A 15,116-nucleotide genomic window follows, 5' to 3' on the forward strand; every position below is an offset into this window, starting at 1 on the left:
ATAATCTTATTATTTAATCAACCAAAACCAATGATCCTAATCCAAAGACAAATAGTAATTTCTTTGCTGCTTGCTCTAATACTTTGTTCAGGCTGTAGCCCGGAAAAACAGAAAAACACCTTGCAAGCCGATGTGATCATTTATGGCGGTACCTCAGCAGCAGTAATGGCTGCGGTGCAATGCGTTCGCTTGAATAAATCGGTAATTATTGTTTGTCCCGAAAAGCACCTGGGTGGAATGACTTCTTCGGGATTGGGATTCACTGATACCGGAAATAAGGAAGTAATCGGCGGTTTGGCCCGCGAATTTTATCAGCGCGTTTATTCGCATTATCAAAAAGAAGATGCCTGGAAGTGGCAAACCAACGCACAATATGGGAATAAAGGGCAGGGAACTCTGGCAATCGATGGGAACCAAAGAACTATGTGGATTTTTGAGCCCCATGTTGCTGAGCAAATTTTTGAAGACTTTGTTGCCGAAAATAATATCACAGGTTACCTCAACAAGTGGCTTGACCGTGAAAACGGTGTTGTTTTGGAAAACAATAAAATCATTTCCATACGAACCTTGGACGGAATGATTTTTTCTGCTCAAATGTTCATTGATGCCACTTACGAAGGTGATTTAATGGCTGCAGCCGGAGTTAGTTATGCCGTAGGCCGCGAATCGAATAAAACCTACAACGAGGAATGGAATGGTGTGCAAACCGATGTTCTGCATCATGGTCATCATTTTGGGAACCTGCAAATAAGTCCTTTTATGATTCCAGGCGATCCTGATAGCGGGATACTTCCTCGAATATCAACAGAACCTCCGGGAGAAAAAGGTCAGGCCGATCAAAAAGTGCAGGCTTATTGCTATCGAATGTGTCTGACAAAAGTGGCTGAAAACCAGATTCCTTTTGAACGACCCATAGATTATGATTCGACTCAGTACGAACTGCTGGTCAGGTTGCTCAACAAAGGTTGGAATGAAACCTTTAACAAGTTTGATCCGATACCGAACCTTAAAACCGATGTGAATAACCACGGTCCGTTTAGTTTCGACAATATTGGCATGAATTACGATTATCCTGAGGCCAGCTACGAGCGCCGTACCGGGATTCTCAAAGAACATCAGGCCTATCAAAAAGGATTGCTCTATTTTTATGCAAGCGATCCACGGGTGCCCTCCGGGATTCAGGAAGAAATGCAAAAGTGGGGACTGGCCAAAGATGAGTTTTCAGATAACGGAAACTGGCCTTACCAGATTTATGTGCGAGAGGCGCGCCGAATGGTAGGCGACTTTGTAATGACCGAACATGAAATTTTGGGAAACAAATCAGTTCCAAATTCAATTGGAATGGGATCGTATACCATGGATTCACACAATGTTCAGCGCTACATTACTTCTGAAGGTTTTGTTCAGAATGAAGGTGATATTGGCGTTCATCCGCACCAACCATACCAGATTGCCATGGGATCGATACTACCCAAAGAAACCGAATGTACTAACCTGCTTGTTCCGGTGGCAATATCAAGTTCGCACATTGCTTATGGTTCTATTCGCATGGAACCGGTGTTTATGATACTTGGACAGAGTGCTGCTGTAATGGCCGGCATGGCTATAAACAATGAAATAAATCTGCAAAAACTGGATTATGAACTGCTGAGAAAGGAACTGGAGGCTGCAGGACAGGTGTTGGAATATCATTCATTTTAAATCTTCTGTTGTTTTTTATAAGTTGGTGAAACGGCAAACACTGCTCGCTTGACTTTGTTATAATTACAGGAGTCTTTTTAGAAGACAATTCACTGAAATTAAAACGAAGACAGATGGAAAAATTAACAACACAACAAATTCAGGAAAAGTTAGCGCGAATACACAAATCGTGGCAATTAAAAGAAAACAGCATATGCAGCCAATTCATTTTCACCGATTTTACTGAAGCTTTTTCCTTTATGACCGCAGTAGCTATAATGGCTGAAAAAGCCGATCATCATCCTAACTGGGACAATACCTATAAAAAAGTAAACATTGAGTTAACTACGCATGAAGCCGGTGGTTTGACTACTAAAGATTTTGAACTGGCTGCCAAAATAGACAAGGTAGCCAAACGCTATCTGTAATTATCCATCATTTATAGAGCAATACTTTGCAGGAAATGGTATTTTTGCGGTGCATGACAAATAAGCTGTAAATTATGATTCCAACCTTTAAACTGCTATTGTTTTTAACAATTGCTGCAATAGTTTACTGTGCTCCGGAACAAGAATTAAATGTAAACTATGATAACCAGGATATTCAATATTGGGGCAGAATTGATACTTCGAAAACCGACGCTGCCGAATTATACTGGTCGGGAACAAGTATTCACCTTAATTTCGTTGGCACCGGTATTTCGGGCATGTTCGATGAAGAAAAAGGAGATAACTATTACAATGTGATTGTCGATAACGACAGCCTGTTTGTTTTACGTCCCGATACTGTCCGGAAATATTATGTCCTCGCCCAAAATCTGAATCAAGGACCTCACCAAATCGAGATTTTCAAGCGAACAGAATGGGACAGGGGCTGGAGTCGTTTTTACGGTTTTAAGATTGAAGGCGATGCCAAAGTATTGCCAAAACCAAAAGCAAAGGAACGTAAGATCGAATTCTATGGGAATTCCATCACTGCAGGTTACGCTGTTGAGGATTTCTCGGGGCGCGATCGTTCCGACAGCATTTTCACCAACAATTATTTAAGTTATGCCAAACTTACTGCCGATCATTTCGATGCAGAATACCGTTGCATTTGTAAAAGTGGCATTGGTATTACTATCAGCTGGTTTCCGCTGATCATGCCCGAAATGTATAACCGGCTCAATCCAGCTGATCCGGAAAGCCGCTGGGACTTTTCGAAATATATACCCGATTTAGTGATTCTTAATCTTTTTCAGAACGATTCGTGGCTGGTCGAACGCCCTGAACATGAAGAATTTAAACGCCAGTTCGGAACCGTGAAACCAACCAATGATTTTATCATTGATAGTTATGCCGATTTCGTGCATTCAATCCGTATAGAATATCCCGATGCTCAGATCATTTGTATTCTGGGGAATATGGATGCTACACGCGAAGGTTCGCGCTGGACTGGACTGGTTGAGGCAGCTGTGAAGCAGATTAACGATACCAAGATTTACACTTTTTTTGAACCATTTAAAAACAGTTCCGGACATCCCACAATCGAGGAACAGCAAACAATGGCTAAGCATTTGTGTACTTTTATTGAAGAAAATATTAAGTGGTGATGTTGAAAAAGTTGGCTGCCATAGCATTGTTCCTGGTATCTTTTGCTGCTTTTGCACAAAAAGAGGTTGTTTACCTGATTCCGGGACAGGGAGCCGATGCTCGTTTGTACAAGAATATTCACCTCGATTCGATTTATGAGGTTCGGAATATCGAATATTTTACACCTGAAAAAGGATGGGATATGCAGGAGTTTGCGCATCAATTAGCCAAACAAATTGATACCACTCAAGCGTTTTCGATTGTCGGCGTTTCACTTGGTGGCATGTTGGCTACCGAAATGAACGATTTTCTGCACCCTCGGAAAGTGATCCTTATTTCCAGCGCCAAAAGCCGGAAAGAATTGCCGTTTCGTTACCGCTTTCAAAGGGTAATTCCAATTCACGAAATCGTTCCTGGGGCTGTGATTAAGGCAAGTGCTAAAATTCTGCAACCCATTGTTGAGCCCGACCGGGGAAAGGATGCAAAGACGTTTAAAGCCATGTTACGCAATAAAGATCCGAAATTTATGAAGCGAACCGTGAAAATGATTTTGGAATGGGATCGCACAGAATTTGATCAGTCTATTGTTCATATTCAAGGTGATCTCGATAAAACCATTCCTGCACGAAATGTGGCCTTCGATTACCTGGTCGAAGATGGTTCGCACATGATGGTACTCACCCGAGGCGCCCTGATCAGCGATTTACTGAATCAAATATTAACGGAAACATCTGAGTAAAACAGGCTTTGAATTCGATCATTTTTCCCTATTTTTAAGTAAAAATTAACCCGGGAATTATGACAAAATATTTCAAACTTCCATTGTTGCTGATTTTTCTGGCTACATCGGTTATATTAAAAGCGCAGATCGAAACCACCATTTTAAATACGAACGTAAAGGATGATATAAATACGGTACCTTTCTTTACCAATCGTGAACTCGTAGTCAATCCTGATAATACTTTTACCTTTAAAAACAGTAGTACCAAACAAACCAATACCCTTTATTTCTGTAACTATAACTACGATAACGATTCTATTTCGCTAAACCTGAGAGCGATAAACTTCGAGGATAAATACCCCACTCAAAAAGTGAAGCATAATATTATGTACGATATTTATGAGTATAACCGCCTGCAACGGGGGATTAAAAACTTCTATATTGTGGTTGGAGGTTATGGGAAGACTTTCGACAGACAGATTAACTATTACATGCAGCGTTTGAAACAAAGTTATGGCGATTCGCTTTTTCATAAAGCATCAATAAGTGTTTTTGCCTGGGGAACGGAGGATAAGGCTTACCGTTATTACCACGCTTTGAAGGTGTCGAAACGAGGTGCCGCCGATTTTGCCATTTTTCAGCACATGCTCGACGAGTTTATGAGCGACACCGCATACTGGGGAACTCATCCCAAAGACATTACTATCAGCATTTTATTTTCGTCGATGGCTAACGAAATGTTCCGTAGCTATATTGTGGAACGGGAGAAACAGAATATCCCACTGGTAAAAACCTATAACAGTGTCATTTTTGTCGGGAGCGTTGCTCCGCGCGATGTTTTCGAAGAAGGCGAACCCTTTCATAATCTCGACCAAATGGTGGACACCGTTAGATTGATCGTTAATTCGAAAGATGTATTGTTGAAAATGTCGAGTGTGGCGCACCTGAAAAACCGCATTGGCAACAAGGGGCCAAAAGATCCGGATAAGCTGCCCGACTTTGTAAGCGTTTCGAACATAAAAGGTATAATTACCAAAGACGACATGAAACGTATGGGACACGATTATGTACTTACAAATCCTGTCGTTCAGGATGCACTACTCGAAATGGCCGAACGAAATATTGAAAGCAAAAATTAGGATTAAGTTATATCTTTCTTTTATTTAAATGATTGAACGAGCAGGAAAGTCCTGTTTGGAATTAATTATTTAGTTTTAGCCTTCCAAAACAAAAACTATGCGATTTAATATTCTTTTATTAGGACTTGTTGTCCTGATTTTTCTTGCCGGATGTTCTTCAACCAGTCAGTTGACTACCCTGAAATCCAATGCAGAAAACTTTGAAAATGCAGGTGATCATTCCCAGGCATTTAAAGCGTGGAAAAGTTACCTGGATCAAACTTCGATAGAAGAAGTTACAGGAGCAGAGTTTGCAAAAGCAGCACAAACAGCGTACAAAGCAGGACAAACAGAACAAGCCATTTCGTGGTTCGATCAGGCACGTTATAAAAGCTTTTCCAGCGCCGATATGTATCAGACTTTGGGAGCAATTTATCGTAATCAGGATAACATTTCAAAAGAACTTTCGGCCCTGGAATACTACACTGAGAATTATGGTACTGAAAATTCGGAAGTGAATACCCGTTTGTTTTCAATCTATTCAGAAATTGATGAATTTGAGAAAGCTGAAAATGCCTGGGATGAGATGAGTGCGAGCGAAAAGAATACCGAAAATCACCTGGTAAACTACCTGGTAATAAACGAGAAATTGGAAAATGAAGCCATTGCGGACTCTGTAGCTACAGAAATATTAAAGATCAATCCCGATCAACCGGATGCGCTCGAACGTATGGCAAAAAAGTACTACTGGGCCGGTCAAAACCGCTACGATCGTGAAATGAAGGCTTATGAGCAGAATAAAACCCGCAAGCAATACCGTATTCTATTGGAAGAACTGGACAAAGTAACTGCCGATTTTAAAAAGGCGTTGCCTTACCTTAAAAAACTCTGGAAACAAAATCCGGGAAAAGAATATGCTGCCTATTTTGCCAATATCTACGCCCGTTTTGGCAACGAGGAAAAGGCTGAGTATTATAAGAAGTATATAAAGCAATAATTTAATAAAACAAACAGCGTACAAAAAGTAACTCTGTACGCTGCCTGAAACTGTTTAATAGTCATTAAAGGCTATTCGGTAGGTTTCTCCGGCCAACTGCCACCCAATATTTTATACAAATCGGTGTAAGCCGTTAAACGTCGGTTTTGCAATTCAGAATAATAAAGTTCGATCTGGAATAAAGTACGTTCGGCATCCAGTACTTCCAGGTAACTGGTAATTCCTCCATCATATCGCTGTCTCGATAGTAAAGAGGCGTTACTTGAAGCCTTAAGTTGTTTTTCTATTTCAACAATTTCCTGTTCCAGCGTGTGAATGTTAATCAAGGCATCCTCGGTTTCGCGGAATGCCGATAGTACTGCTTTTTCGTAATTCAATCGCATTTGTTCCGTGCGTTCACGCTCGGCATCTACCCGTCTTTTATTTTTACCGAACTGAAAGATCGGTCCAAATAAACCGGCACCTACCGATCCCATCAGTGCATCGTTGGCATTAAAAGCCGACAAATCGGTGCTGGCCAGTCCCAATAATCCCGTGAGACTGATCGACGGGAAACGCATGGCCTGTGCAACTCCTATACGCGCATTCTGTGCCTTAAAAAGCTGTTCGGCTTCCAGAATATCGGGGCGGCGTTCGAGCAGCTGGGAAGGCAGACCAACGGGTATGCTGTCCGGTGCTACCAAATCGTCGATCGTATAACTGGTGACGATCTCCTGTGGATTTTCACCGATAAGTACGCTTAATGCATTTTCGGTAAAAGCTACTGAACGTGTATAAACAGGGATTGAAGCTGCTGCAGTTGCTTCCTGTACCTGGGCCTGATTCAAATCAATTTCAGGAACAATTCCTTTATCGTAACGTTGCTGAATAATGTTCAGAAATTCAGTACGTGTTTTCAGTGTTCGCTCAGCAACAATCAAACGTTTCTTGTAATCGAGCAGCGAATAATAAGTATTGGCCACTTGCGCGATCAGGCTCAGTTCAATTGCCCGATAGCCGTATTCTGTGGCCGCAAGTTCGGCTTGTGCAGCTTCACTTGCCCGGCGGTATTTACCCCAGAATATCAGTTCCCAATTCACATTTGCCGATGCTGAAAACCAAGCATCGGCCGATTGTCCCGTTGGAAAACTACCCAAAGTGTTTCCGAACGCCCCATTTCCTCCAACACTTATTGAAGGCATCAAATCGGACTCAGCCATTCCCAGATAGGCTCTTGCTTCGTTTATTCGCGAAACAGCAATTTGTAAATCGAAATTATTTTTCAATGCCGAATCAATCAATGCCAGTAGAATTGTATCCTTAAAAATAGCATTGTAATCGGGCAGGTTTACTGAATCCACGGCGTGGTCCATCGTCCGATATGTTTCCGGCGTTTCTGTTTCCACTTTCTGAAAGTTAGGACCTACCATACAATTGCTTAAAATAAAAGCGCTAATTAACAGCAGAATAAGATTTGCTGATTTTATATGTTTCATTTTTTGTACTTCCATGATGTGCTTCATTTTTTTGCATTGATTTTTTGAGCTAAGGCATCACGTTTCTTCTCATATTTGGCCACTTTCCCAATAAAGACAAATAACATGGGGTAGAGGAAGACTCCAAGCAGCGTGGCGATAACCATTCCACCTAGTAGCGCCACTCCCATTACTTTCCGGGCTTCGGCACCCGATCCGGATGCAACGACTAATGGCAAAATTCCCAGGATGAATGAAAAGGCTGTCATTAAAATCGGTCTGAACCGGGACCGTGCAGCTTCAATAGCCGCATCGAAAAGGCTTTTTCCTTTGTCAAATTCCTCTTTTGCGAACTCAACGATCAGAATGGCATTTTTCGCTGCCATACCGATCAGCATCACGAAGCTCACCTGCGCGAAGATGTTGTTTTCGAAAGATACACTCATAAACCTCGCAGCCCATAGAGCGAATAGTGCTCCGAAAATAGCAAATGGCGTTCCCAACAAAATACTAAATGGTAACGACCAACTTTCATACTGCGCTGCCAGAATCAGAAATACGAAAAGTAGCGAGAATATCATAATGATACCCAGCGAGCCGGAAGCCTTCTTTTCCTGGTACGACATGGCGTTCCACTGGTAGCCCATATCGGCCGGAAGCACTTCTGCTGCCACTTGCTCAAGGGCATCCATGGCCTGTTTCGAAGTATATCCGGGAGCCGGAGCACCAGTAACTTCAACAGCTCGATAGAGGTTGAAACGGTTGGTATATTCCGGTCCTGAGATAGGCTCAATCGTTGTCAACGTTGCCAGAGGGATCATTTCCCCATTTCGATTTTTAATAAAGAAGCTGTTGATGTCGCGCTCTGAAACACGGTATTCATGTTCAGCCTGAATGTAGGTTTTATAAAGCCGCCCAAAACGCGTAAAATCGTTCACATAGGCGCCTCCCATAAATGCTCCCACGGTAGTATAAAGATCGTTGAGCGAAATGCCCATCTTAAGTGCTTTTTCTTTGTCGATATTCATGTAACGTTGCGGAACGCTGGCCTGGAATGTTGTGAAGGCATTTGATATCTCTTCGCGTTGATTGGCTGCCTGGATAAATTTCATGGAGTTTGCAGCCAGGTAGTCAGGTGTATTTCCTCCGCGATCCTGCAACATAATGCTAAAGCCCGATCCGTTACCTAATCCGGGTATTGCAGGTGGACCAAAAGCAAAGGCCTGGGCGCCTTTAACCGTTAACGCCAATCGTACATTGATCTCCTGAATAAGGTCTTTTGCTGTTTTTTCGCGTTCGTCCCAATTTATAAGGCTAACAAACATAAAACCCGTGTTGGTAGCCATCGAACCGGATAACATGCTAAAACCGGTTGCGTTGGTTACGTATTCCACTTCGGGGTATTCGGCCAAAATATCTTCAATTTGTTTGGCAACTACATCCGAACGTTGCAGGGAAGCTGCATCGGGTAATTGCATGTTCACAAAGAAATAGCCCATGTCTTCCTCAGGAATAAAGCCTCCGGGAACCAGTTTACCGAAGATTACCATTCCAACGCTCAGAACAAGTATGAAAACTACTCCTCTTTTAATCTTCCGTGTCACCACACTTGTAAAACTCATGTAGGTGTCGGTGGATTTCCCCATCCATTTATTGAATTTACCAAAAAACCAGCCCAACGGACCTTTGTAAGGCTTGGGTTCTTTTAGCAATAGGGAAGCTAAAGCCGGACTAAGCGATAAAGCGTTTACTGACGACACAATTACCGAAACTACAATGGTGATGGCAAATTGCTGGTACAAACGTCCCGTAATTCCAGCCATTCCTGCAACAGGAATAAATACGGCAACAAGTACAAGAGTTGTGGCAATAACCGGGGCAGTTACCTTTCGCATGGCATCGAGCGTCGCCTCTTTGGGATTCATTCCGTGTGAAATGTTTACCTGAACGGCTTCAACCACCACAATGGCGTCGTCAACTACAATACCGATGGCCAGCACTAATCCAAGTAATGAAAGTACGTTTATGGTAAATCCCAACATTGGGAAGAAGATAAAAGCACCAACCAGTGAAACCGGAATAGCGATCGTGGGAATCAAAGTAGCTCGCCAGTCCTGGATAAAAATAAACACGACCAGGATAACCAAAGCAAGGGCTATAATTAATGTTTCAACAATGTCGCTGATACCGGCATTGATAGCTGCCGTGGAATCGAGCGAAACATCGTATTTTACACCTTCGGGGAAGGAGCCCGATAATCTTTTGATCTCTTCCTGAACCTGAGATGCCAGTTCAACAGCATTGGACCCCGGCGCCTGGTAGAGAGCAATAATTGAACATTCTTCTCCATTTAAACGGGTGAATGCGCTGTACGTTTCAACACCCAGTTTTATGGTGGCAATATCCCTGAGTTTTACCTGCGAACCATCCGATTCGGTGCGAATGATGATCTCACCAAATTCCTCGGGCGAATTAAATCGCTCAGGCATACGAACTGTGTAGGTAAATTCAGTTCCGGGCGGGGCAGGCTCTGCTCCGAATTTTCCACCCGGCACAATTGCATTTTGCTGGTTAATCGCATTCAGAATTTCGGGAATGGTTATACCAATGGCCGCCAACCGATCGGGTTTTACCCAAATACGCATGGAATAATCGGAAGCTCCGATTACATTCACCCGTCCGATTCCTTTTAATCGTGCCAGCTGATCTTTAATATTTATAAGCGCGTAATTACCTAAAAAATCCTGATCGTAACGTCCGTCCGAAGTCAGTGTAATTAACATCAGCACATTCGGTAATGATTTTTCAGTTGTTACACCAAACTTTTTTACCGATTCGGGAAGTTTGGCCGTAGCTGCCGAAACACGGTTCTGTGCCAAAACTGTATTCATATCCGGATCGGTACCCACTTCAAAGGATATTTGTATCGCCATCGACCCGTCATTTGCGTTGGTCGATTTCATGTAGATCATGTTATCCACTCCGTTGATTTGTTGTTCGAGCGGAGTGGCCATCGATTCTTCCACATTTAGTGCATTGGCACCAGTGTATGTTCCCCGAACCTGCACTATGGGAGGCGTAAGGTTAGGGTATTGTTCAATTGGAAGACCGCTGAGCATAACAAAGCCAACGATCACAATCACAATGGCGATCACCATCGCAACGATTGGCCTGTGTACAAAAAAGTTACCTTTACTTTCCGACATATCTTCCGTTTTAATTTGAACTTACCTGGCTTTCGTAATCAACAAGAACAGGCGAAACCGTCATTCCGTTTCTTACTTTCTGAATGCCCTCCAATACCACTTTATCTCCGGCACTTAAACCTTCGTCGATTAACCAAAGATCACCGATTGTGGTGTCTACGGTAATCGGCCGGGTTTCTACCTTGTTATCGGTATTTACCACAAAAACCGAATATTGCCCCTGCAATTCCTTTACGCATTGCTGTGGAATTATAACTGCACTGCTATGAGTGACCGGAATGCGAACCTTTGCATATTGACCGGGCCGGATAATCTGCTGCGGATTTTCGAATTGGGTTTGTATAAGAATTGTTCCGGTGCTGCTGTTCACACCACGGTCGATAAATGTAACGTGCCCTGTGTGATCGTGAATACTTCCATCCGCTAATACTAGCTCGAGATTATCATTTGTGTAGCGACTTTCATCAAAAATCTCTTCTCCAGTGGTCACTTTTTTTACGAGCTGTAAATACTGATTTTCGGGAAGAAAAAACTCCACAAATATTTCATCAATTTTCGATACAGTATTCAACATTACATGAGGTGGCTGTCCGACCAGTTCGCCGACCCTGGAAAGCGACTTTCCAATAATTCCGTCGATGGGTGACCGAACCTGGGTGTAACTTAAATTAATTTTTGAAATCTCCAGGTTAGCCTCGGCGGCCTCTACCATGGATTGGGCAGCCTCGAATTGAAGCTGGGCAGCATCCAAATCAGCCTGGCTCACTGCATTCGATTCGGCAAGCGGCTTGTAGCGTTCAAGGTCGCTCTTTGCTTTGGCAAATCTCGATTTTGCTTCGGCAAGTGCACTTTGTTTTGCAGCCACTTCAGCAAGATATGCCTGTTGATCGATGGTGTAAAGTAACTGTCCTTTTTTTACCGGAAATCCTTCACGAAAATGTATCCCTTCTAAAAAACCGGGTACACGTGCACGTATCGAGATGTCCTGATATCCGTACACCTCACCAACAAAATCAATTTTGTCGACAATGTCTTTTTGAACTGCTTCTACTACTTTGATCTCAGCCGGAGGCATTTGCTTTTGATTGTCTTTGTTACAGCCCATGATAAAGGCGGCGGAAACTAAAACAAAGATCAATGTGCCTTTTAAAAAGTTTGGTCTACGCATTTTATTGAGTATTTAAAGTCGAATTAAACGTGTATGCAATATAAATGATTTATGCAGAATTATTGTTTAATAATTCCATTTTGTATCGATTAAAATTGACTCGGTTTCATAAGTCACCATTTAAAATCTATCAACACTCAAAATAAATTTAATCGTTCTGCGCGGTAATCTTATCAATTTTTTCAATTCGTGTAACTCCGGCCGACACCACAAATTTCATGGCCTCAGCAGGCGAAACAGAAACCGGTTGAACACGGTCGCGATGAACAAGATACAGTTCACCCGAAAAATTGTAGGAATGCGGAAAATAAACGGCTGTCATCTCTTCAAGACCAAATTCTTCGAGCGAATCTTTGGTAATGAAACCAAGTTTCCACAGATTGTTTTCACGGTTAAAAAGCACCTTTACAGGCACGTTAAATTTCTTTTCGTTGCCTACAAAGGCCGAAAACAGATCGTTTAGTGCAGAATATAAGAGATTCAACAAAGGAATCCGCCTGATAAGTTTTCCGGCCAGATTTTTTATGGGGCGCACCAGTGCTGTTTGCCCGATAAAACCAAGCAGTGTTATTGAAACCAGCAGGAAAAGTATACCAAGCCCGGGAACGTAAAAGCCAATCAGCGGTTCGAGATTATGCACCAACCAACCGTCGATACGCACAAAAACGGCGTACAAAATATAAATGGTAATAGCAATCGGGGCTACAAGTATAATTCCCTGAAAAAAATAACTGCCTAACTTTTTCATTTGTTTTCGATTTAGTTTCAACCTTCAGTGAAAATAAATCTTTTCCGAAAAAATCAGGCAGCTATCTGCATTTATTATTGAAGAAGATCCTTCAAAAAGTTGGTCATTTTGGTATAAAGGTGCATTGTTGTGTTTCCACCCCGGATGCCGTGATCGCGGTTGGTGTAGATGGCCATATCGAACTGAACGCCGGCCTGAACCATTTTTTCGGTCATTTCGTAAGTGTTCTGAGCGTGCACGTTATCGTCGGCCGAACCATGGATGATCAGCAGCTTGCCTTTTATGTCTCCGGCATGGTAGAGTGGTGAATTTTCGTCGTAGCCCTCGGCATTTACCTGCGGGGTGCGCATGTAACGCTCGGTATAAACCGTATCGTAAAAACGCCAACTGGTGACCGGAGCAACAGCGATACCGGCTTTAAAAAGATCGCCACCTTTTTCCATGGTCAGTAAAGTCATGAAACCTCCGTAACTCCATCCAAAAATAGCTATGTTCTCCGCGTCAACATAAGGGAGCCTTGTAAGGTATTTGGCAGCTTCCACCTGATCGTCCGATTCATATTTTCCCAACTGCATGTAAGTTACTTTCCTGAAATCTTCGCCACGTGCGGCAGTTCCCCGCGGATCGACACATACCACCAGGAAACCTTCCTGTGCAAGGTATTCGTTCCAGCCAACTCCGCGGCCCCACGAATCGCTGACACTTTGCGAATTTGGACCGCTATACTGCGTCATAAACACCGGATATTTTTTCGAGGAATCAAAATCAGCAGGTTTGATCATGTATCCGTTCAATTCTAAACCTTCTGATGTAGTGAAAGTGAAAAATTCCTTTTGAGGAATGTTCATCGATTTCACGGTATTCTTCAAAACCGTATTGTCCTGAAGATAACGAAGCTGTTCGTTCTTTTTGGTTTCATGCAGGGTAGTGTAATTCGGTACTGTAGCACTATTATAATAGTTGACGTAATAACTAAAATTCGCACTAAAATCAGCCCGGTTAGTGCCCTCCAAAGTCGAAATTTTCCCTCGCTCTTCTTTATCTTCACCGATGTAGTATACCTCGCGTTGCAATGGTGATTCGGCTGCTGCCTGGTAGTAGTAAACTTCTTTATCAGGATCGTATCCATAAAATGCCGTTACATCAAAGTTTCCTTCGGTGATCGGTCCGATCTCAATACCTTCTTTATCGTATAAGAACAGATGCGACCATCCGTTCCGCTCGCTCAAAACCACAAAATTTCCATTGTCGAGATAAGTAAATGTATTTAAGAAATTCACGTCAATATATCGGGCGTTTTTCTCAGTCATCACTTCACGAGTTTCACCGGTATATGGATTGGCATATAAAACATCCAGCTGATTTTGCCAGCGATTTAGTCGCATCACAACAAGATCGTTTTCCGGCGTCCATTTTAAGCGGGGGATGTAAATGTTGGTCTCTTCGCCAATGCTTACTGGAATACTCATTTTTGTTTTAATCTCATAACTCATCACCTGAACCGTTGAGTTCTTTTCGCCGGCTTTCGGATATTTATAAGTATTCTCTCCGGGGTAGAGTTTGAACTCCTCGTGAGTAGGAGCCATGCCCGCATAAATTGGGATTGAAAACTCAGGAACTTCGCTTTCATCGAACTTAACGTACGCCAGAAATTCGCTGTTTGGCGACCACCACATCGATCGGTTAAATCCGGTTGGCGCGGTAAAATCTCCAAATTCTTCCTCGTAAACCCAATCGGGTAAGCCATTAATGATTTTATTCTTTTCACCATCAAAAGTGGCCTGGCTGGTACTTCCGAATTTCAGGTTCTTGATAAAAATGTTGTTGTTGCGAACATAGGCAATACGGTCGCCATTGGGTGAAAAAATGGCGCCTTGCTGCGGACCATCATCCGAAAGCGCTGTAAGCTCTTCGGTCACCGAGTTCCACACATAATATTGGGCGGTGAAGGAATGCCTGTAAATTTCTTTTTTGTTGGTGGTCAGTAAAATTTTTGTTTCATCTTCGCTTAATTCATAATCCTGAAACGATGAAATGGGGGAGTCTTCAAGTTTTGAAACATCGAGTAGTACCGCCACTTCTTCGCCGGTTTTATAACTGTATTTTACAATGCGAACGCCTTGCTCCATGGTGGTGTAATGCATGCCGTCGTTCATCGATTTCAGACCGTCAACGGTTTGGGCACGAAATGTACCCTTTACAAAAATATCTTCAAGTGTAATTTTTGAGTTCTCTTGTGCAGCAAGCGAAAAAGCAACTGCAATCAACAATAAGATCAATATCCTTTTCATAAAATTTATGATTATATATTTTAAGATTTCTGTTTTCAACTCAACAAAAATAGAAAAAGTTTATCCATTATTCGAGTCGTAAAAAAGTAGATATAAATCCCTATTTTGATGCGACAAAATTTGCCCGATAAAAAAAGTAGGGAAATTGTAACTTTACAAGTA

At 42.4% G+C, this 15,116-nt stretch carries 11 protein-coding genes; 6 read left to right on the forward strand and 5 right to left on the reverse strand.

Annotated elements, in window-relative coordinates; translation table 11 throughout:
- The first annotated feature begins 30 nt into the window (after window positions 1-30).
- The 6 genes from WFY05_RS08465 to WFY05_RS08490 all read left to right on the forward strand — a co-directional run bounded on the left by WFY05_RS08465 (window position 31) and on the right by WFY05_RS08490 (window position 6,087).
- Window positions 31-1,701, forward strand: coding sequence for an FAD-dependent oxidoreductase (locus WFY05_RS08465; protein ID WP_340112369.1), 1,671 nt, complete (start codon window positions 31-33; stop codon window positions 1,699-1,701).
- Window positions 1,702-1,814: 113 nt separating this feature from the next.
- A complete protein-coding gene (locus tag WFY05_RS08470) occupies window positions 1,815-2,108 on the forward strand; it encodes a 4a-hydroxytetrahydrobiopterin dehydratase (protein ID WP_340112370.1) in 294 nt (97 codons plus the stop codon).
- A 74-nt stretch (window positions 2,109-2,182) separates the two neighbouring features.
- Window positions 2,183-3,271 carry an SGNH/GDSL hydrolase family protein gene (locus tag WFY05_RS08475; RefSeq protein ID WP_340112371.1) on the forward strand — a complete coding sequence of 363 codons (1,089 nt, stop codon included), beginning with the start codon at window positions 2,183-2,185 and terminating at the stop codon, window positions 3,269-3,271.
- Window positions 3,271-3,990 (forward strand): alpha/beta fold hydrolase, encoded by a 720-nt coding sequence (locus WFY05_RS08480; RefSeq protein WP_340112372.1) that lies wholly within the window; start codon window positions 3,271-3,273, stop codon window positions 3,988-3,990. Before WFY05_RS08475 ends, WFY05_RS08480 begins: the two co-directional genes overlap by 1 nt.
- 59 nt (window positions 3,991-4,049) lie before the next feature.
- Window positions 4,050-5,111 (forward strand): hypothetical protein, encoded by a 1,062-nt coding sequence (locus WFY05_RS08485; RefSeq protein ID WP_340112373.1) that lies wholly within the window; start codon window positions 4,050-4,052, stop codon window positions 5,109-5,111.
- Between the two features lie 97 nt (window positions 5,112-5,208).
- On the forward strand, window positions 5,209-6,087 hold the full coding sequence (locus WFY05_RS08490) for a tetratricopeptide repeat protein (RefSeq protein ID WP_340112374.1): 879 nt from the start codon (window positions 5,209-5,211) through the stop codon (window positions 6,085-6,087).
- 71 nt (window positions 6,088-6,158) lie between these two features.
- Here WFY05_RS08490 and WFY05_RS08495 read toward each other — a convergent pair whose 3' ends face one another.
- The 5 genes from WFY05_RS08495 to WFY05_RS08515 form a co-directional block, all read right to left on the reverse strand.
- Window positions 6,159-7,562: an efflux transporter outer membrane subunit gene (locus tag WFY05_RS08495; protein WP_340112375.1), complete on the reverse strand. Its 1,404-nt coding sequence runs from the start codon at window positions 7,560-7,562 to the stop codon at window positions 6,159-6,161.
- A 23-nt stretch (window positions 7,563-7,585) separates the two neighbouring features.
- The gene (locus WFY05_RS08500; RefSeq protein WP_340112376.1) at window positions 7,586-10,747 is read right to left on the reverse strand and encodes an efflux RND transporter permease subunit; all 3,162 of its coding nucleotides are present in this window, start codon (window positions 10,745-10,747) and stop codon (window positions 7,586-7,588) included.
- A 10-nt stretch (window positions 10,748-10,757) separates the two neighbouring features.
- Window positions 10,758-11,915, reverse strand: a complete 1,158-nt coding sequence (locus WFY05_RS08505) for an efflux RND transporter periplasmic adaptor subunit (RefSeq protein ID WP_340112377.1) — start codon at window positions 11,913-11,915, stop codon at window positions 10,758-10,760.
- A gap of 148 nt (window positions 11,916-12,063) precedes the next feature.
- The gene (locus WFY05_RS08510; protein WP_340112378.1) at window positions 12,064-12,663 is read right to left on the reverse strand and encodes a DUF502 domain-containing protein; all 600 of its coding nucleotides are present in this window, start codon (window positions 12,661-12,663) and stop codon (window positions 12,064-12,066) included.
- Window positions 12,664-12,737: 74 nt separating this feature from the next.
- On the reverse strand, window positions 12,738-14,954 hold the full coding sequence (locus WFY05_RS08515) for a S9 family peptidase (RefSeq protein ID WP_340112379.1): 2,217 nt from the start codon (window positions 14,952-14,954) through the stop codon (window positions 12,738-12,740).
- Window positions 14,955-15,116: the final 162 nt, after the last annotated feature.

Origin of the sequence: Maribellus mangrovi, from assembly GCF_037646455.1 — a bacterium.
GTDB classification, from domain to species: Bacteria; Bacteroidota; Bacteroidia; order Bacteroidales; family Prolixibacteraceae; genus Draconibacterium; species Draconibacterium mangrovi_A.